At 43.1% G+C, this 21,131-nt stretch carries 16 protein-coding genes; 1 reads left to right on the top strand and 15 read right to left on the bottom strand.

Features of this window, described 5'->3' with window-relative positions; translation table 11 throughout:
• Positions 1 to 668: 668 nt before the first annotated feature.
• The 3 genes from R7Z77_RS10610 to R7Z77_RS10600 all read right to left on the bottom strand — a co-directional run bounded on the left by R7Z77_RS10610 (position 669) and on the right by R7Z77_RS10600 (position 1,959).
• The gene (locus R7Z77_RS10610; RefSeq protein WP_014386734.1) at positions 669 to 986 is read right to left on the bottom strand and encodes a hypothetical protein; all 318 of its coding nucleotides are present in this window, start codon (positions 984 to 986) and stop codon (positions 669 to 671) included.
• Between the two features lie 262 nt (positions 987 to 1,248).
• A complete protein-coding gene (locus R7Z77_RS10605; protein ID WP_014386733.1) occupies positions 1,249 to 1,470 on the bottom strand; it encodes a hypothetical protein in 222 nt (73 codons plus the stop codon).
• Between the two features lie 165 nt (positions 1,471 to 1,635).
• Positions 1,636 to 1,959, bottom strand: coding sequence for a hypothetical protein (locus R7Z77_RS10600; RefSeq protein ID WP_014386732.1), 324 nt, complete (start codon positions 1,957 to 1,959; stop codon positions 1,636 to 1,638).
• Positions 1,960 to 2,255: 296 nt separating this feature from the next.
• Between R7Z77_RS10600 and R7Z77_RS10595 the strand changes: the two genes are divergently transcribed.
• A complete protein-coding gene (locus R7Z77_RS10595) occupies positions 2,256 to 2,930 on the top strand; it encodes a DUF1845 domain-containing protein (protein ID WP_014386731.1) in 675 nt (224 codons plus the stop codon).
• A 100-nt stretch (positions 2,931 to 3,030) separates the two neighbouring features.
• Here R7Z77_RS10595 and R7Z77_RS10590 read toward each other — a convergent pair whose 3' ends face one another.
• The 12 genes from R7Z77_RS10590 to traA (R7Z77_RS10535) form a co-directional block, all read right to left on the bottom strand.
• Complete coding sequence (locus R7Z77_RS10590; RefSeq protein WP_014386730.1) at positions 3,031 to 4,359, bottom strand: hypothetical protein; 1,329 nt, start codon at positions 4,357 to 4,359, stop codon at positions 3,031 to 3,033.
• 227 nt (positions 4,360 to 4,586) lie between these two features.
• On the bottom strand, positions 4,587 to 7,367 hold the full coding sequence (gene traN / locus R7Z77_RS10585) for a conjugal transfer mating pair stabilization protein TraN (RefSeq protein ID WP_014386723.1): 2,781 nt from the start codon (positions 7,365 to 7,367) through the stop codon (positions 4,587 to 4,589).
• Between the two features lie 195 nt (positions 7,368 to 7,562).
• Positions 7,563 to 8,570, bottom strand: coding sequence for a TraU family protein (locus R7Z77_RS10580; protein WP_014386722.1), 1,008 nt, complete (start codon positions 8,568 to 8,570; stop codon positions 7,563 to 7,565).
• Complete coding sequence (locus R7Z77_RS10575; RefSeq protein ID WP_014386721.1) at positions 8,567 to 9,271, bottom strand: EAL domain-containing protein; 705 nt, start codon at positions 9,269 to 9,271, stop codon at positions 8,567 to 8,569. The genes R7Z77_RS10580 and R7Z77_RS10575 overlap by 4 nt, the downstream gene beginning before the upstream one ends.
• Complete coding sequence (locus R7Z77_RS10570) at positions 9,268 to 10,536, bottom strand: TrbC family F-type conjugative pilus assembly protein (protein ID WP_014386720.1); 1,269 nt, start codon at positions 10,534 to 10,536, stop codon at positions 9,268 to 9,270. Before R7Z77_RS10570 ends, R7Z77_RS10575 begins: the two co-directional genes overlap by 4 nt.
• Positions 10,499 to 11,014 carry a S26 family signal peptidase gene (locus tag R7Z77_RS10565; protein WP_014386719.1) on the bottom strand — a complete coding sequence of 172 codons (516 nt, stop codon included), beginning with the start codon at positions 11,012 to 11,014 and terminating at the stop codon, positions 10,499 to 10,501. Before R7Z77_RS10565 ends, R7Z77_RS10570 begins: the two co-directional genes overlap by 38 nt.
• Positions 11,011 to 11,334 (bottom strand): hypothetical protein, encoded by a 324-nt coding sequence (locus R7Z77_RS10560; RefSeq protein ID WP_014386718.1) that lies wholly within the window; start codon positions 11,332 to 11,334, stop codon positions 11,011 to 11,013. Before R7Z77_RS10560 ends, R7Z77_RS10565 begins: the two co-directional genes overlap by 4 nt.
• 14 nt (positions 11,335 to 11,348) lie before the next feature.
• Entirely contained in the window at positions 11,349 to 13,799 is a 2,451-nt protein-coding gene (traC, locus tag R7Z77_RS10555) for a type IV secretion system protein TraC (RefSeq protein ID WP_014386717.1), read from the bottom strand.
• On the bottom strand, positions 13,796 to 14,500 hold the full coding sequence (locus R7Z77_RS10550; protein WP_014386716.1) for a DsbC family protein: 705 nt from the start codon (positions 14,498 to 14,500) through the stop codon (positions 13,796 to 13,798). Before R7Z77_RS10550 ends, traC begins: the two co-directional genes overlap by 4 nt.
• 155 nt (positions 14,501 to 14,655) lie before the next feature.
• The gene (locus R7Z77_RS10545) at positions 14,656 to 20,076 is read right to left on the bottom strand and encodes an Ig-like domain-containing protein (RefSeq protein WP_101905925.1); all 5,421 of its coding nucleotides are present in this window, start codon (positions 20,074 to 20,076) and stop codon (positions 14,656 to 14,658) included.
• A gap of 207 nt (positions 20,077 to 20,283) precedes the next feature.
• Positions 20,284 to 20,658, bottom strand: a complete 375-nt coding sequence (gene traA, locus R7Z77_RS10540; protein ID WP_032073022.1) for a TraA family conjugative transfer protein — start codon at positions 20,656 to 20,658, stop codon at positions 20,284 to 20,286.
• 94 nt (positions 20,659 to 20,752) lie between these two features.
• Positions 20,753 to 21,127, bottom strand: a complete 375-nt coding sequence (gene traA, locus R7Z77_RS10535) for a TrbC/VirB2 family protein (protein WP_014386714.1) — start codon at positions 21,125 to 21,127, stop codon at positions 20,753 to 20,755.
• Positions 21,128 to 21,131: the final 4 nt, after the last annotated feature.

Raw genomic sequence — 21,131 nt, 5'->3', positions numbered from 1 at the left:
TTTTTAGCGACCAGCTATCGCATCTTCACTCTCAGATGAGAGCAAAAATCTTTTTAGGCATAATTGTCGTATGCCTAAAAAGACTTGGTAAGTTCGGCCCTAAACTGGGCCGAATTTGATTATGAATACGCGGATATAGTGTCATTTTGACCAATAATACCTAAACGCTTAGCCCAGTCAGTAATAACCTCTTGAGCTTCAATAACACTACAAAATTGTCGTGGATTGATAGATATCGTTCGGCCACTGGCTAATTACAACACACCCGCGCAATCATCATACAAGTGAACTCTCATACTATCTTATCCCCAATGCAATAATTCTCCTGACCCAATTTGCTTTGAATGAACATTTACATAATGGAAAACGAAACACACGCTACTCAGAGACAGTGAACTATTGCTGTATAAAAAGGGACGTAATTTGTATTGGATCTTACTTGGCATGAACTGTCCTCCTTAGCCTGTGTCCTTCATTGTGTAACAAAGAGCCAGGTTATGGAGGCTTTGAATTTGAAACGCCAAATACCTGAGTACCGCTAAAAGCAATACCTGATACTGGCATGTTTTTTACCATACATGACTCCTATGACGCTTGTTTTCAAAACACGTACCACTACATGCTTTGAAAACAAGCCCCATTGGAGCTTGTTTATCTTGGCTATAAAGCTAAATCAACACATTCACAACAGGAACAGATACATACCCCGTGGGTAATTGCTGACCTGTGCGTTTAACAATTTTTGCTTCTTCAAGTACATCCAGAATACCAGCCAACTCAGAGTAATCTCTGATCGCTGACTGGTGTGGCTTGAACTTGAAATCAGGCAAACAAACCGTTGCAACACAAACTGGCTCTCCAGGAATAATACCTTGCTGACTATTATTCTTTGTGTCCGAGGCCACCAGCTCTAGAGCTAATTGTTGATTTGGATATTGGATCTTTCTCACATCACAATCATATCCACAAAAGTGTACAGTATTCATATAAGTTACCTTGCTTGTTAAGCAGAGATACCCTATCCCTTCTGGGGTAGGTCCCCCGCCAGGGTTAAATTACTGATCACGATTATCGTGCTTTTTGTTTAACTTTTTTTCTACAATCTTCTTGGTTATCAACCCAATAACAATGATAGCTATCAGGCCCCCCAAGATGAGCGAAAAATATAACAGGCTTCCTGTTGTCATTGTTCTGTCCTCAAAGTGTCATTCAGATCCTAACGAAAATTAAGCTCAAAATTGAGCCTATTTATCCACTGTCACTAAATGCTACCAGAATGATAGAACCAACAACGTAAGCTGCCATGAAAACTAATCCCATAACAACAGCAGCGACATTAGCTCCGAGCACAGCTGCGGGATGTACACCACCAGTCATAAGACCAATACCACCAGTAATAACAGCACCAGTACCTAAGCCCAGCACTACATTCAAGATGGCTTTCCAGAAAGTAAATGTAATTTTGTTCATGATTTGTCTCCTTTTTGAACGTTTTTAAACGACAGAGACAAACTCACCCCTACGGGGTAGTTGCCCCCGTCAGGGTTTTTATTTTTAGAGATGAAAGATGAGATGTACGTGTTGTACATCTCATCAGTCAAGTCTTTTGGTTGAGCTATACCCTTAAAGATCTACTTACCAAACCAGCGTTTTTCCTTTACGGATATACGTTGGAATTTCTAGATAAGCATATTCATCGACAGGTTTAGCCGGAGTCGGTTGTTCTTGAGCAGGCTCAGGAACAACAGCAGTCTGAACAGCTTTCGCTTTTTGTTCAGCTTTTTCTTTGATAACGGCCTGTACAGACCGCGCTTTGTTACTCGCTTTGTTCCAAAAGAACAAACCTAAGTTCTGGAACTGCAACGCAAGAAAAGTAAATGCTTTCGCAAATACCATTGCTCCTACGTACAATGCGCCAAGACTAGCTACGATAACAAAAACGAAAGTGATGATGTGCATGGTGTTACTCCTTATAAAACTAAGGGGAGCAACACCCTTGGTCGGGGTATTGTTCCCCCGATTGGGTTTTGAAATGCCATACGGCATATGATTAATGCTGATTGTTTGTGGAGACCAGCTATCTCACATAAAGCCGCAGAGCGACTAAAGAGTCTTTACTATAGCACTTCTCGTAAAATGTAATAAATCGTTCTATCTGCCCGTTCTGGGCACATTTGTAGCTAAGGATTCGTCAATAGACCTTTTATCCTGTATCTGCGTTTATCTGTATCTGTATTCAATTGAAGGAGAAAGAAATGACAGACTTAGCAGAAACCTCTTTGGAACAACAACCAACCAAAAAAGAGCGCAACAATGCGGACCTTTCTCGCCCTGTATTCAAACGAGTGCTGAAAGTGAACAGTCTGCAAGCTCAACGTGTAGTCGAACGCAGCTTTCAGCGCGTTTCCGATTCACTGTTTTCGATTGATGTTATTTTGCGAATCATTGGTGAACAAGATGAAATTGACCAAGTAGAAAGCATCATCCAGGAGCACATCGAGAAAGTATCCGTTGATCTTGATACCGCCACTAATCAGCTACAAAAGCTGATGGAAGACAACGGAATTGAAGGCGCTCCAGAATATACAAGCCCAAACCAGTACGATATCGAGATCAACTCACCACAAGTAGCTCAATTTGCTCACCTAGTGCGCAAGTTAGATAACTTGATGTTGTTAGTCGATACTCTATGGCTAAATAGTATCCTCACAAGCAAACAGCGCAAAGACGCCACTTATCAATGGCAACAACGCTTAATCAAACTTGCTGGCCGAATTATTGGTATTGAGAAGAGAGCTCGCATCTCAGCGCACTCCAAAGGCAAGAAAGATGAAGTTGAAGCAGCTGCTCCAACTCAAGAAACTACTGATGAAGAAATTGCATCCGAAGCCGACAATGCTGAATCTGGGGAAGATGAAAAGGCAGCTTAACGCTTTATGTCGGTTATCTATTGAGAGCCCTTCTACAACAGAAGGGCTTTTTTGTGTTTCTCACTTTCACATGTGAAAGTCAAAAATGTCATCATTAACTTTAACTATTCGCTATTAGCCACGAGTCATCTGGAATGTGACCATTGCGTACTGCGATTTTATAAAAATCGGTAATCGTTGTTACTCCACGTTGCAAGGCATACTCAAGATAGTCACCCGATTGTCTACTTGGAACATATTTGCTCATTTGTTCTGGAGTTTTAATGTAGTGACTCAGCTTGTAATCGACCCAGCCAGTCTCTGCGTTCGGCGTCAATGTCACTGTAACTACCGTGGACATACCTTTTAATCGGAAAGCATAACCTGATTGAATGGGCTCATAGTGTTCTATCGCTTCATTTTCAAACACACCATCAATTGTCCAGCCTCGCTGGTTATTGCTACCCTTTTCTCCCGAAATCATCTTTAAAATTTCCGATGAGTATTTCAATGTACTGTTGAAGCCATTACCACGACTATCAATTCGTGACGATTCATCATTCATCAATCGTTTGTTAGGGTTTAACAATGCGTACAACAGATTTTTATCTTCTTCACTGTTCAGATCTCCGTACAACTTTTCAAGTGTGTATTCAGGATGACTCTGCGTGTGGAAAGTAATAAATCTATGATCTTTCAATCTCTCAGAGATATGAGTACGGCCAACGAGATTGAATTGCAATAACCAGTCACGGAAAACACACCAGTCATTTAGCACGTCAGCAGGGATCGTTTCCGCTCCCCAAACATCTAGTGAAGCTCTAATTTTCCAATTACTACTAGATGTATCACCTTTGGGCTTGAGATAAATCAATTCTACATCGCGGCGATTAGGATCTACCTTAAATGCTTTTAGGGCAGAATGTTCCATAAGTACTGCGTATACATTGAATGGTGATTCTGAAAAATCGAGCTTTAGAACAGGCACATAATTTTTTCGCGTTGCCGCAGCGTTTATTTCATCTCGTATTTTCTCGAATGACCCAGAAAAATACTTACTCCCTTCATCAAGCATCATAGGCAATTTTGCTTCTGGGTGAGTATTAGACAAAACCACTTCGGCGTCTTTCATTTCTAAACTTGCCCTTTCAATAATTTGAGGAGGTATATCTGGCATCTTTGACGAGAATGTTTGACTGATCGCAGTTCGAATGCTCTCGTGAAGAAAGCACCTTAAAGGTTCGCCTTGGTCGGCCTGCTTTCGAAACTGAGTCGATTGAAGTAAATCTGCGTGTCCTTTATAGCCTAAAGACTGAGCCAGCCAGTCATTACGTTTGAATGCGCTCAGAACTTTGGTTTTGGACTCTTTTGCTATAAGAGATGCAAATGACTTGGCGATATTTTTGAATGCATCCGTTTGAGACGGATAAATTGGGTATGGAGTATCCATAAGTTAATCCCTTCACTTGGCTTAAAATTTTTGCTACGTCCACCTCGCGCAAACACAGCCATTAGTTTCAGGTTAACTGGTTTGCGGTATCACGTTTTGGCACTGGTGGATGCCGAGGGAAACGCTCAAACCTCATGGATTTAATCTAACAGGTTCAGCGAATATTTCAAACAAGAAAAAAGGCGCTCAAAATGGGAGCGCCTTTAATGTGTATACAACTGGTCTTTTTAATAACCTGGAGCACCTGTATCTGGAAGGATGGAGTCTCCCGCATCTTTTCTTGTTTTATCGAGATCAGACCCCTTCAATCTCTCCTCAGCTCGCTCTTGAGCATTAAGTCGAGTTCCATCAACATTAAACGCACTACCAGATCCAGTAAGGCGGTCTAAAGTCATACCAGCAGGATCGTCAAAGTGACCATTAACTCTCAGCAAAGCTAACCATTCATCCAGATTTACCTGTGTCCAGTCAATCTCAGATAAACGATCCAGTGGAATACCATCGCACTGAGGAGCTTTTGCAGGGCCGAAGTTCATTCCTAACTGAGGTCTTACTTGCTCCTGAATAATTCGTGATAGTGGAGAGCTAAAACAGCAGTATGCTTCGCGTTTTTCGATACATGCTCCCAGCACTTTTGATTTGCAATATGAACCAACCTTAGTGCAGCTATTCAATGCTCTTTTTGCATTCAATTCAAACTCTTCTTCTTCACACTTCCAAACTATTTGAATGATCATCATAGCCACAACATAAGCGGTATACGCGGCCATAATACCACTTAGTACACTCGCTGCCTGTTGTCCTACCATTTGCTCCATCATACCTTCCGATGCGCCAGCTGGTACACCAGCGCTTCCTGATGCAGATGCATTCCCTAGAGCTTTACTGGTTATTTTGGTGATTTCATCTTTGAGAGCCTGAATTGCCTCTTTTGCCAAGTCAGTGATTGGTTTAGTAAAGTTGTCAATCGCACCTGTAATGTTCTCAATATATGAAGTGAACGGCTTGGTGATTTCGGTCCAACCACTAATGGCTGGATCACGGATGGCTTGATAAGCACCTTTAATTGCACTGCCGTTATCCAGTGACATAATGGCACCATCCAGTTTAGGAACTGACATCATAAGAGTCAGATAGTCTCCCATAGATAGGCCGCTTGGTTTCTCACAACAATCCTGAGCCCCCCCAACAGCTTTTTTACATTCACCTGGATCGCCACCAAAAGCCTTACAAATAACGTTTTCTGTACCTGTTGGGTTATCGTTACCATCAGTACCAGTACACGCCATATCTTGTGTCATAAACTGAGCAGCATTCAGCAGTGCGGCAGCTCTGGCAAAGTCGGTACTTTGTGTCTTATTAACGTCTAAGCACTCGTCACCCATGCATTTTATTGGCCCACCACATGTAAAGTTTGTTTCTTTGTCTAAAGTAGGTACATCAACATCCGTCCCGCAATCAAAGGTATCTTCTTGCACATAACATGTTCCTGAACTTCCCTGAGCACCTTCCACACACTTAGAACTAACAAAACCGCACTGCGGGTTATCTTCCAGAACCTTACATGAATCAAGGTTGCCACCTTGATTATTTGGGCACTGTATTTCTCCTTGTGGGTCAGTCCAACACTCCATTTGCCCCTTGTAGAAGTCATAGTCAGCTTTTACTCTGACTTTTGTGCATAACTTAGGTATCCCAGGCAAAGGAGGCTCACTCAACATGTCCTCGCAAACTTTAAATCCATTTTTTACTACACAACCAGACGCATTTACATCAGATGGTTGCTCAATACAAGAGAATTGACCAGAAGCAAAACCATCTCGGATACCTACAGCTGCATCGAGACAACTCTGCGGGGTCCATGTGTCTTTGAATACTGCTTTTGAACGATCGTACTTAATTTTTATCCGACCAAAACCTTCACCATTACCAGCAACAGAAACTCTGATTTTAAAACTAACCACATCGCCTGGTTTTGTGTTTTTAAAGTGAGACGTCACATCAGTGTTGGGGTTAGTTTGCCAACTTGTACTTAGCTCACATGCACCGGGAGTTTCTGGGGGGAAGTTACTATTCGGACCTTGCCATACTTTGTTTTCACTGCCAGGAGGACCTACTAATACTTGCATATAGTCATCCCACTTAGCATATTCTAGTGTCGCTGAAATGATTGCATCAGGATTATCAACTCTAACCTGTGTTGCCTGCTCATAGATTGTACACCAGCCTGACCAGTAGTTATCGCCAACTTTACCGATCCAAAGTTCAATACAATCATCCCCACACGGCTTAATGTTAAATGGGCCATCATGGTATTTTATGATTTCAGCGTCATACTCATGCAACACTTCACAATCGGCACTTTTATCCGTTACCCTTTCACAAGTTCTATAATCTGGTATATGCGTTGCAATTGTATTGTTGTTAATGATTGTTTCAGCAGAACAATCACCAAAACCTTCTGATATCACATCAATGTCTTCATAGGTTTTCTTACTAAGGTTCATCAAGGGGTCATTGCTGAAATCAGGCTTTGATTGGTTTGTTGCATCCAAGAGAACTTTGTAGGCTGCTCCTGATATGGTGGGGCTCCCACTATTAGCATCACTCCATAGAGAGCTTTTTGCATTACCACCAATAGAATCCATACCATTGTTGTCATTATAGACACCTTCTAGTTCACCTAAGTTCGGGTTTCCATCTGGGAAGTAATAACTTGAAGGGTCACTATTGGAGCTGCTTGTACCCGGAAATAAATCATTTACATTTATAGTTCCACCACCATTTTGAAATTGACCATTTTCAAGTGTTGGAAAACTAATATTTCCGTTGTTAACTCCTCCTGGAGCGGACTTGAACGAAGACACTAAATCATTTGCTAAAACTTGCGCTTCTCGTCCTGCCTCACTAGCGCTATTGCCGTTAGCATAGGCATGTATCGGCAAGAAAGGGGTTGTCACTATTAGCAGAGAAGCGACAGCCCTCATCAACCTTGTATAATTTCTCATTACTTTATTCCTGTAACCCGTTCTTATTACCCCTCAACATATATCGCCATGATAGTCGCCCGACCGAGTTTCTTTAGACTGTGGAACTGTCCATTTTGGACAACACTGGGGTCGTTTACCTACGCTGCTCATGTCCTCCATATAAAGAAAAAGCCCCAAAACGGGGCTAGTTATTAGTGATTTCTTTGTTGAGCTTTAGTTATTACAACAATCATTCCAGCGCCATATCGTGTAAATAGGATCTTGACCTATTGCTGGAATTGTTTTCCCTATCCCCCACGTTAACGTTGACTCTCCGATAACATGTGAAGAATTTGTTTCTGCGACTGGATGCAATAAGGTAAATTTGTATTGTGTTTTGGGTAATGTTGGGCTTATGACACCATTACACATTGCATCAGAACCCATCGTCTTCCATGACAAACCTCGACGATGCAAAGCTGTTAGAACACGGGTTGCAAGTAGACTACTGTCTTTGATCACCCCTTTTCCACCATTTTGGTTTCCACTTAAAGGGTAAATTGACCCCCAACTACCTGCACACCAAAACAACTGCTTGAGAGGCTTACCAATACTCGCAGCCGCAGCGTCAGCTGTACATGCTGCCGCTGCTATAGGATTAGCGACAGCAGCAGCTTCGGGATTAGTAAAAAATGCAAGTTCATCAGAGTTCCAAGTAGGGTCTAACTCGGACAGGTACATAATATCTAAATCAGAGTAACCATCAGCATTGCAGGTCTTCTTCACGAACAGTTCCAACATTGTCATAAGAGGAAAGGCGTAAAAGTGATAATGCATAAATGAGCCATCACCACCGTCCATCGTTCCTTCTCCATGATGACCTTGGAACGTTCTGTCAAAGGGGAATCTAGTTCCATTAAGCACAGAAGAGCACCCTGGAACTCGTTGAAATTCAACCAAACGAGCAGGTTCCCACATTGACGTAGTTACACCTGGTCGTGGTATCCCATTGTTATCTTGGCAAGCACACAAAGGGCTCCCAACTGCATCAGACGGATAAGAACCACCACCTCCGCTCATTGTTGCCCCTGCCACTCGAATCGGAAATATGCATGACCAACAGATATCAGTAAAAAGTTTAGGGCCAATGACTTCTGCATTCTGGCATCCTGGATCAGCTTTAGCAGTCCCCGCCAAGGCAAATAGGGCCACTAATAAAATTGAATTCAATATTTTATTCACGACATAACTCCAACTCTAACTGGCTCAGATACTTGTGCTTGTTTTATTAATGAGTTCACTTCAAGGTCGAACGTGACGGGTTTGCCATGCAAAAAACCTTGCTGCCACTCTAATCCAAGAAGTTTTGCCACTTCTGATTGAGCTACACTTTCAACTCGTTCTGCAATCGGTGTTATGTTGTTAAGACGACAATACTGAACCGCCGCGTTACCTGCCAAACCCTTCAATTGTCCTATTTCAACTTTGCAAAATTGCCAAGAGTAAGATGTTAGGCGACTAACTGATGAGTGATCTTCTCCAAAGTCATCCATAGCTAAAGCAACATTGAACTGACTAAGTAAGGACCATGCGTTATCCAACTGTTCTGGTGTTACCTTTTCCGTGATTTCTATAACTACTTGGAATGGGGCTTTATCTGTAAGCTCTTTCAACAATTTGAACCACTTCATTCGCATGTCTGAAAAGCTCAATGTCTGTGGCGATACGTTAATAAAAATACTGGGGTAAAGCCTTTCGATAACAGGGACAAGGGGAATCAGAGATTTCATTATCTCTAAATCCACCATACCCCAATTAATCGGTGTTTTGTGGTCTGCTGGACCATAGACTTGACCTTGATGGTGCCATCTAGAAAGTACTTCTGCTCCAACAGTATTGCTACCATTTGAGGTAATCGTCTGAAATGCAGGGATCAGGTTCATTCCACAGCCTCCTTAACATCAAATTCCCTTACCAAAAAGTTATTCCCTTGAGCTGTAATTACTGTTGGCGTGTACTCGACTTGGAAGCGATTAACTACATCCGGCGTAAGCAGATAAACAGGAGCGTCAACTGTGTCCGTAACATGTTTATATGAATCCCAACCACTATCGCGCTCAAACTGAGTAGCAATATATGTGACTCTTTGAACCCCACGTTCTTGCTGCACTTTAGGGACAAGTTCAGTCAACAGTTCCATTTGCTTTTTATCTAAAGGGTCGAAAATGATAACGGCCTGAGTAAACTGACGAGTTCCCGGCTTACACTCTTCGCCGTGAGCGCAAAGTGGATTTATAACCTCACCTTTACGAGCAAACACAACTCCCTCAGCGGTACTTATGTCCTTCGATAGGTATATGCTTGGGTCAAGCAATCGCTCTCTATATCGTGGTGCCCGTGGTCTTTCGTTGAACTGCTGGTTATGCCAAAACCGCTTTACTGCCTGATCTTTCTTTTCTTCCCAGTCAATACCCGCTAGTTGAGCTTTAGCTCTCTCGATAAAGTCTTGCTCCGCAATTTCAACTGCTGGACCTCGAACTCCGAAGTCGCCAGACTCACCAGCATCCACCTCTTTTCTTATCCACTCCAGCGTCGATAAACCTGTAACTTTTGCGAGTTCTTTGGGATCGTGTCCAGGCTTAGTTTCTTCTTCAAGCACGACTATTGTTGGTACTGACGTGACATTATGTTTTTGGAACAAAACAGAGTTGATAACGACATTAGGCACTGGGTCCATTTGCTCTGCTAATTTTTGAACAGCTTTGATGCCATCACCAATGCTCATACCATCCGGAATTCCACGGAAAACCACTACCACATCATCTTCACCTGATGCCGTATCAAGGACGTCTTTCAGCCCTTCTTTTCCCAATGAGTAAGATGCAAAAATAAGAGTGGAGTGCCCTGTGTAGACACTTTTTTCGGCCTGTCTTTCTGCCATTGCTTTCAGCGTGGGGTCAGATTCTTGTAATTGCTGAAAAAACTGACGTGCTTCTACCTGAGATTGATCTAGATTTTTATTCTTCGCCCAATCAGGAAGCTCTTCCATTTGGCGAGCCTTCTCTGCCAACTCTCTTCCTTGCTCGATGATAGCCATATCCTCGCTAGTTAGAGGACTGTTACTAGCAAAAACAGAACTTGAAATGAGGGCCGCAACTAATACAGACAATTTAGAAAAGCGGATATGCGCGGCCAATGATTTGCTCATCTTTTACAGCTCCCCAATAGCGTGAATCAAAACTCGATATACTTTCCCCGAGAAACCAATAATGTTTCTCTGGAAGAACACCTTTCCCAAAGAAATGACTAGCAGGAACATTCAACTTATTAGCCAGTTGTAACCCTACTTGTTTAACCTCTCCGTTCACTACAACTTCCCAGTTTTTATTGACTTCAACAGTATCGCCTGGCATCCCGGAAAGGACTTTTAACATCCTTGTTCCATCATCATAAAGTGGCTCCATACCCTTTGCTGAAAAGGCGTAAATAGCATCTCTATGGAGTTCTTTATCTTTTAGGTCGATAAGGTAGACAGAATGATTAGGTAAACATCGCTCTAATTGAGGGTCATAACCGATTCGGTAACGTCCCGCAAAGGACGTCCCAGCAACCCAAAGAAGAGCAAGTACAATTGCAGCCTTTAAAGCAAATAGCTTCCAAGATTCTTTTCTAACAATGAGCTTCATTCCAGTATTACCTCCGAAGGTAAATAAATATCCTCAGGGGCACCTAAAGTAGCGGCACCATCAATAATCAAGTACCCCGCTTCTTTGAGTTTGAAGATTGCGTTGTTTGTTTTAAGCATCAATTGTTCGATCTCAGCCTCATCAGCTCCGGATGGGTATGAGCTCGCAATTTTCGTGAAATCCACAACAACTACTGGAGGCGTTAACGCTAATCGGTCATGAAGTGCTGCGGTTTCTTTGACCATGAAGTAATAAGAACCACCAAATCCACCAGCTGCACCTAACAACGCCGCAATTAAAATTGATTTAAAGTTCATCATCCTTTCCTTTTTAGTTATGCGGCCATGCCACGTTGATGCATTACTTGACGTATTGCGTCAGTGATATTTAAGCCCTGATCTACATACTTATTGATATCTCGGATGTCATCCGGGTCTGTTGAATAAAGTAGTTTTTGGAAATCACCTACAACCAAACGGCCAACACCAATGCCAGCTTTTGATTTAATGAAGATTTCTGAATAAGCACCTAGAATGGTGTGAACAGTTTTTAGGGTATGGAAACCACCTTCGGAAAGAGACAGACGGCCACTTCGTTTTACGGATTCTACTGACTCTTCTGTCTGACCAAGTAGGTACATGGAAGCTGAGTTCTCAGCAATAGCGCGACCCACAGGGTTTTCATACAGGTCGTTGATCGACTGAGTACAAATACCAATACTTCCACCGTACTTCCTTGCCTTACGGTATTGGTGTTCCATAAATGTACTAACTTCACCCTCTTTAAGCAGATCCCATGCTTCATCAATGATGACGACTTTTTTACGGTTACGTTCACCGAGGAACATTTCCTGCTGAATCTGGTAAATCATTTGCAGCAAAACAACCTGACGTAAATGCTTGCGGCCTTGTAGCTCATCAAGCTCCAGGACTGTAAAACGGTTTTGGAAGTTAACGTTATTCGAACCAGAGAAGTAGCTACCGTAACTACCCTTTGATGTGAATGCATATAGCTGTTGACCGATGTCTTTAATTCGTTGCTCATCAGACTCACAACACTTATCAGCGATGTGGTCTACAGTCATATCACGGCCAATAACTTCCCAGAGCTCGTTCATAATTTGCTTTAAACCTGCGAGTTGGTATTCATCCAACAAGCCTTTCTCGGATGCCATAGCTTTGACGATAGAGACAACACCATCCTCTTCTTCTTTCCAGTTCGTGATCAGTTCAAATGGGTTCAAACAAATGTTGGAGCCTTCGGCGAAATGCACAAAGTCCCCTTTCAGCAGTTCACACAGGTCTTTGTATGACTTACCTGCGTCTATAACCCAAACTTGAGCCCCCTCAGACAAGTAACTGAATATCAATTCGTTGGTAAGGAAACTTTTACCCGATCCAGATTCCGCTGCGACCACTAAGTTTTTGTTCGTGTCGCTATCATGCAAAGACAAGCTCATTAGCTGTCCGTTACGAGAAATCAATGCAGAGTGGAAAGTGCCAGTCCCTTTCCACTCGCCAAATACCGGTAATAGAACTGATGCCTGTTCAGTGGTCATGGTTTTATAACGAAACAGATCTTTTACGGCTTTTCGGTCGGTACAGAATGGCAAGCAATTGATAAACATTGGTAACGAGATAAATTTGTCTTCCATCATCTCGAAGCGGTTCTCGCGCCAGATGTTACGCGCCGCTGTTGCTGCTGCTTGAGCGCGTTCAGCTGTAGGAGCAAAAAGCACCAATGAGTAACTTACACGGACAGGTTTTGAGCCTTCTTTTAATGACTCATACAAAACATCAAAGTCATGCTTTTTGTCAGCAAGTACTGGAACAAATTTCAGCATAGGCCCGTATGCTTGGTTTACTGTAAACTGACGTTTTCTTTCAAGTGCATTCTTGGTGTTTTCAACCTCTGGGAAAAACAGGTTTGTCACGACCATGTAGTTTTCACGAATAGCTGAGTTGCCCCCACTGAGATCCCCAACAAAGGTGATTGCATCACCGAAATAGAAAGAGTCGGGCATTTTCTTCGCAGACATAACCTTAACGTGATAATCGCCTAAACGTAGACCGCTCTTATCAACTTCCAAATCTGTGCCGTAATCAAAAATTTGCTCACAAATGGGCTTGTCTGTTTCCCAATCGCAACCATCTGTTCGCCATGATGCCTCAGGCCCCCAATTGAGCATGGTATTCATTGTTCTGATGTAACCGACAGCAGTTAAGGGGACAGGGTGAACACCAATCGTTCTTAGTGAAGACTCAACTTTAGTCCGTAGGTTTGCCAGAGAGTCTAGTTCTTCCTGAGACGGTTCATTGGCATGTTTGATGGGCACTTTTACGGTGACGAACAGTTTTAGGTCGTGGATTAGACCAAGATCAAATGTTCCTTTCTTACATTTGGCAACCATTCTCTCGGTCGTATGTTTTTGAAGAAACTCCATTCGCTGCTCGATTGAAGAGGTCAACAGATCATCTCTGTAACCATCACGTAACCCCATCATTCGATACATTTCATGGTTTAAGTCAGGAGATCGAAACAAGATAAACTGCATGGTGGTTTTGGCCGGGTACTCCTGGTTCATAAAACCATTAACACGCTCTTGAATCTTTTCGTCAGCCCCGCATAGAGGATGGCAGTAGAAACCAAAGCCAATGCTTTTATCATCCATCAAGAAGGTGTAATCATCTTCTGAGTACGCAAGCACGGGGACAATCCCAGCAGCTCTTAAATGCTCTGGGATAAGCTTTTCTTGGAGCTTTTTTCTTATCGTAATAATGTTCATTTATCGCTCTCCAGCCATGTTTTCAGGTCCATATTCTGTGGTCGGCCAGCGTTGACTCGCCCATCAGGTGCAATCAAATAAGGAACACCTCGAATATTTAGTAACTGTGCGGTAAGCAGAGTGAGATCATGACGTTTACTGCTGCATGATGTTGGGTAGGAACCAAGCTTTCTTTGGCTAAGCGCTTCAAACGCTTTATCTTGGTCAGTTATGCAAGACAGAGCGCGAGCTAAACGGTTTGACTTATCACCAAGAATAGGTATCACGACAAACTTAAACGTGTATTCATCTTTAAGAGCTTTCGCCTCTTCCATTAGCTGGTGGCAGGCACCACACTGAGGGTCAACAAAGACCACTACTTCTTTTGGGCCAGTCCCAAGCTTTGCCACATTCATCGCATCTATATCGACATTCATGTCACGTAGCCTAAATCGGTCAGCGACATCGCGCATTTCTGTCAACGTACTGAGAGGCTTCTTTTGCCAGAGATCGTAGATTTGTCCTGAAATAACAAAGCGTCCATTCTCTGACAAAAACACGATTTGACCGTCACTTTCTACTGCATTGATGCCATAAATTGGCAACTCAACCATTCCAGTAATCTTTGCCTCTGCTTTCTGCACATCAGCAGCAGTAAAATCTTTCGCTGTTGCTACAGTACTAAGCAGCATGAGCACTGGTGCTATTGCTTGTTTCAACATACCTATCCTTTAACCGTCAGTTACTTTTTCATCAGTTGGCAGTTTATTCGGGATATGGATACAAGCCTGCATCTGTAGTTGCCCTGTTTGGTCAATTAGAGCGGAGAGACAAAAAAGCCCGGCGAGTGCCGGGCTTGGTTTAGATAGTCATACTTTTATTGAAGGGTCACAGGATCACTGCGACCACCAGCATCATCTATACCAGTCAAAGTAACTTCTGGCATTGCATCATAGCTGCGTTTGCTGATCGTCAATCTTCGTGATGAAGAGGCAACAGGTTCACCATTAAGCGTCCATTCAAATCCTTTTACACGACCATCGACATCATCACATGAGGCATACACAAGCCATGCGAATGTACTTTCTCTGTGGTCGATAGAACAAACCGGAGCTTGGTTTTCGATAACTTTTATCTTCAACTCTTTCTCCACTTCTTTGCCCATTTCAGACTTAATACGGAAGTTAATTGTGTGTTCTCCCGCGTCAAGCGTCATTCTTCCATAACGACCAGTGTCTTCAAGAGACTTCCCATTAACGGTGTACTGCATCACATTAATTCGGTCTCTTGGGTGTCCACCTTCAATATATGGACGAACCAAAACATCCAGAGGTTCACGATCTAGCTTATTTGAACCTGAGTATTCTAGTTCTACCTTATAGTTTTCAGCTTGACCTACCGTTATCGCTAACTGAGCTTCTGCTTCGTTACCACGAGCATCGCGCACAATGACCTTCACAAGGTGCTCGCCCGGCTCTGTGATTTCAAAAGAGCGAGACGTGTCTCGTTGATCTTTAAGCTTTGCACCTTCCGGTAAGATCCATTCGTAGGTAGGCTCTTCAAGCTTGCCTCGGAATCCAACAGGACGAACAGAAGCGCTAACAATAGCTGGTGCTACATCTGCATTTGCTCTGTAGCTGAGTGCAAACTCAGGCCAGACATATTGCCATACGCGAGCTTTGTATACCGTTTCCGATGTAGAAGACTCCTTGTAACCGTCGATCCATGCTGTGTATTTGATTTCAACACGAGCTTGATCCAAGTCTGCTTGATTTGGAACGTACTCAGCAGTGTTGCCTTCAATAATGGTTCCATCAGGAAGCGTGAAGAAACCCTTAACTTCGGCATCCAAATCTCGATAAGGCAGTCGAGTATCTGCGGTTAGTTTGTAAGTAAAGTCTTTCTCTACTAAACGAGGTCCATCAATACGAATACGCGGAGCTTTAACAGCTTTAAACTCTACGGTTTTCTTGGCCTGGCTATACGCATACGCATCATCTTCTGGAGCCATCGTCGAACGTACACGAGCAATTAGCTTAACTCGTTGTGGTTCTTCTCTGGTTAGCGTGATACGTGGAGCCGCAGTAGTGTAAGTCTTACCACCATCTTCTGACCACTCAATCACAGCTTTACTTGCATCAAATGCGTTCTCGCCATCCATAATGGTCGCTGAGTATTCAGAAGAACTACCCACCAAGAGCGTATCAGGACCAGGAACATCAACTTCAAGCGCTTCATACGAAACAATTTCTACATTTTCAGTGTACTTTTCTAAGCCCGAGTTTACGTTTACAACTTTAGCTCGAACTAGATATTTACCAACACCGAAACTCTCTACGAAACTGTACTTTCTACGCTCTTCTGTAGCATGTTCATTCCATGTCTGACCATCGTCATTACTCACTTCCCAGAAGACATCTCCAACTGAACGATAATCAAGCCGATCGACAATACCTAACTTAAAAGCGGCATTGAAAGGAGCTGCACCTGATAAACGACGAGTTGTAACCTCACCATCAATTTTGTTACCACGAAGAACCGTAGCAAAAATTGGGCTTGGAGATGCCTCGATACGTTCATATCCTTCAACTGGGCTAACAAGCTTCGCTTCTGCGGTAAATCGAATGTAGCTAGAGTCTACTTTCGACATTTCAACTGCTATTTCAGCTGAACCGTTTTCTGCATCCACCCATTCTGACATTGGTTCAATCTCTCCTGGAGAGATCTGACGAGACAGACGAACCTTCCACTGCCCCATAGTTGCTTCATCATATTCGTCGTTCCCACGGTACAAATCGCGTATATCGACTTTTACGTTCAGCGTTTGGATATCGAGAACAGTATTACCATCCATTGACAGCATTGGACGAATACCTTTGCTTGGCATTGCAATCAGTCGATATTCTTTAGTGCTCTTAATTTCAGGTACTTTTTCATATGAAGAGTCAACTTGGTAAGTTACTTCTTCCCACAGTTTGCGGTCATCTGTTCGAATACGACGATTCACCTTCATCGCTGTACCCATACCGGATGAATGCACTTCTGACTCAAGTGTTTCATTGTTCCTAGATATAGAAACCCTCAAGTCTGATGGCTTCGCATTCACTTGGACATCACCGAAATAATCACCAGTCATAGGAACGATGTAGATGTTGTCCTTGAAGTGATAATCGGTCATCAGATCAACTTGAGGAACCGCTGGGTCAACAACCTCGATGTTAAAGGTCTCATCCGCTAACGCTACACGAGCTCCACTACGAGAGAAAATGCTAACGCGCCAACTTAAAGGAACCGTTGCTTTTTCTGCCAATGAACCAATTAGTGTTGGTGTGTCGTATCGAGTATCTTGTAGCAGCCCTTCTGGAACTTCTTTCCACTCAAATAAGCAGCTTCTGTGCGCCGCTTCGGATACACGTCCACTCTCATCTTGCTTGGCTTTTTCAGCATCCATCGTCAGGATACAGCTTGGACCTGAGGTTTGTCGTAACTGAACATTTAAGTTCTGGATAACACGGTCTACTTGAGCAATATCTGACTCTGGTAAGTAAGTTACTGAACCCAAAGCAGAGACCACATTTAGCTTTCTGTTACCGCCGCCGATTTTTACCTTATCTTCGCCGTTAAACAGATATACACCATAAGTGACATCCTGTTCACCGATCTGCAATGCTTGACCAGATATACCAGCAACTCGATTACTGTTTACCACTTCGGCTTCATCTGGAATCTGCTCCCACTCAACAAAACATACAGGGTCTTTGATAGGATCTGATGATTGAGCTTCTTGCAGGTTCGTCGAATAGCGACATGGTACACCTGAGTCGGCAGAGACTTGGACATTGAAGTTGTCGATGACTTGTCGAACTTCCCAGGTATTGGCCGTTAAGCTTTCACTCGCTTTCCATGTTTTGATATTGGCTACCAAAACTGGTGAGTTAGGCGCTGTAGTCATAACCAAAAGGCTTGCTGTGCCAGCATCTGCACCATCAACAGCTCGAACTGGAATACTTAATCGTCCTCCAGTAGAAGCAAAGCTATGATTTTTCATAATGTCAGCAGTTTGGCCTGGTTCAACTCGAATACCGTTTACCACCAAAGGAATTTGAGCATCACTTCGCAATGTCACCATTACGTCGTATGAGCCAGTTACGACCGAACCATCACTTAACGTTAGAGGTTCAGTTTCGATGATGTTCTTACCGTCTGCATAGGTAAACTCATACGGAACTGCCGGAATAGCCATATTGCCGTTAAATCCGCCTGAAAGCGTAATTTCACGAGGTTTATAGTTAAACACTACGGCTTTTGTCGCTTCGTTACTCTGGTTATCTACAGCCTTTACGGTAAGAGTATAACTCTCACCTTCTGCCAGCGAAGGGAACATCACAGGGTATTCCAAACGGAATCGACCATTTGACTCTTCACGCCATGACAATTGAACAGATTCATCCGCCGGACCGCCGACTAAAGCAATCGACGTTACCTTCGGTGTACTGTCTAAGTTATCAGAAAGATTGATAACAACGTCATCCAAAGACTGGACATCATCAGTAACATTGACAGATAACGTTGGTGGCGTGTTATCGACTAAGATTTGCTCACCATAACTTTGCGTAGCACTGTTCCCATAGGTATCTATCGCTTCGGCAGACAGGGAATAGTTACCATCGGTCAGACTAGCAAAATCAAACGTCGCAATTTTAGTTTTATAGTCAGGTGAAGTGTACGATGAACGCGGCAGCTCGATCCGTTCTTCACCATTATCAGCATATGCTTTAAACACATTAGTGTCCCAATGACTTATCTGCCAGTTATTGACTCTATCATTATCAATAACCCGTACTGTCATTTGGCCTAATGTTTTATCAACAGAGACATTATCTATTGTTGGTGGATTCATATCCCAAAATGTGTACAGATACCCACCATGCACTGAAAATGATCCATCTTCTTTTGCTACATAATACTGAATTGGGCTGTATCCTCGCCCTGATGTCCTACTTACATTGACCTCAGCCTCACAAAACGTTTCATTTGCAGGGATCACACAAGCTCCAAAACCACTAAGCCAAGCTTTCTGGTTATATGGCCTTGCTTCTGAATGTATACGGACCTTATCCACCACGTAAGGGTGAGAGTAGCGTGGTCTTTCACTTGAGACCCACCCACCATCACTTAGATGATATTCAAGCTTTATTGGTTTAGGACCAAGAGAAGCCCCACCAGCTAGATTAAAATTAAAATCTGCGTAACGATGTGTTGAGTAACCACCAGCTTGGGTGAAGAAATGGAAATATGAGTATTTTTGAGGGTAGTTTAAACTTACATTTCGGTAAATAAATTCATTATCTTCCGAATCATAGGTTGTATCTCCCCATCCATATTTTGTTCCATTAAATGCAGTATGTTCCTGCTTTCTTCGTTTGTAACGAATTTGAACAGGGTTTTCATAAACATTCATACCCGATGTGTAGGGTTTCCAAATGCCTTCGGAACTATCGAATACTTCCGTCCAGACCTGGGGAACAACCTTATCAATCGTTGAAACTCTACTGATTTCTGTCTGGTTTCCTGCTTCGTCACTGATTGAAAAACCAAGAGTATACTCTGCTTGATTTTCAGGAGCCATCGAGCTACTGACTGCACTGCCGACAGGTAAAGATGCCACTCCCTGAACTGTATCCAAGGATGCGTTCGTTTCTCGTTTTTGCCCAGAAGAGTCGATGGTAAAGAATTTTGCTGACGATATACCGCTATCATCATCAATCCCTTCCAATCTCAACTCTTTACCCGCATAACCGTGGTTAAAGACATCAATACTACCCATACTAAAACCACTTCTGACCCACTGAATCTCCCCAGAAATAACAGGAGGTGTGATATCTACAATAATTGGGTATGTATCTGTTTGAACAGAATCTCCAACAGACGTAAGAATTTCTGCCTTAAATGAGTACTCGCCCTCCCCCGGAGCGGCTAGTTCTAACTCCGCACCATAATAGGACTTTCCATTAACTGTAATACGGTCTGCGCCTCCAAGCAGGTGACTCGTAGCCGAATTCACCACTGAACCGTCTGGCCTTACGATAGAGATTTTAACCTTACGGTCGATCCCTGCACTCAACGCGAACTTTATGTTCCCTGTTGGGTTGGCGTAAACGGTGCTTGGAGATAATGTGCGTTCTGCACCATCAGGTGTATTAAAGCTGTATTCTAACAATTCCGCTTGAGCTAATGGTGCAGCAATTGCGGCCATCGCACCAAGCAAGACTGGTAGCCTTAGCTTGAACTTATTCATAATGTTTTCTCCAATAGCTATTGAATAGGGTTACAAGAACCCAATACAGGAGGTTACTGGAGTAATCGGCTATACACAGACTGTGTAACTGCCCAATTTGAGCGTTTTTAAAGCGTTTTTCTGGGAGGGAAATCACTTGGCATTTTCTGACGACTGAAACCAAAAATGCCAAGTATAAAAGGAGGGGTTAAAGTGAGTATTGAGACCTTATAGCCCTAAGCCGTTACTGAACTGAATAGCTGCTGGAGCAATTTTTTCAGCTGACTCTAATGTAGCTGTCATAATCGCTTCTACAACCGTAGGGCTGTTGTATAGACCAACACCACCGCCGATACCCATTGCGAATGCCATGATACTTTGACGAGCGATACCACCAACGATACCTACCAAAATCATTGAACCAGCAATGATGCGACCCAGTGTACCTTGAGTCCAGTCGGTGATGGTGGTCCAAATGTCATCGAACTCTGTACCACCAGTACCAGCGTGAGCTTGGTTCGCAAACATAAGTCCAACGATCATTACTAAACCGACGTGGAAAAGAAGATTGGCTTTATTGTTAGCCTTATTTGTGATTTCCATGATTGTTTTCCTGATTTTCAATCTTAAAAAAGGCAGTTGAGATATTCAACTGCCCGTTATATCAAGTACTTACAAAGTACTGTTAGGTATGAAATCACATACCTAATCCGTTGCTTAGTTGAATTGCAACTGGGGCAACTTTGTCAGCAGTTTCAAGAGTTGCTGTCATGATAGATTCAACAACGGTAGGGCTGTTGTACAAGCCGACACCGCCGCCGATACCCATCGCAAATGCCATCAAGCTTTGACGAGCGATGCCACCAACGATGCCTACCAAGATCATTGCACCTGCGATGATTCGGCCAAGCGTACCTTGAGTCCAGTCAGTAATGGTGGTCCAGATATCATCAAATTCTGTACCGCCTGTACCAGCGTGGGCTTGATTGGCAAACATAAAACTGATCACCAGAGCCAACGCCACCCAGAACAAAAGGTTGACTTTATTGTTTGATGTGGATGTGACGTTCATTTTG

Source organism: Vibrio sp. 1401, assembly GCF_033340295.1.
Note: the sequence above shows the minus strand (reverse complement) of the source record. Positions and strands in the feature narration are given on the sequence as shown.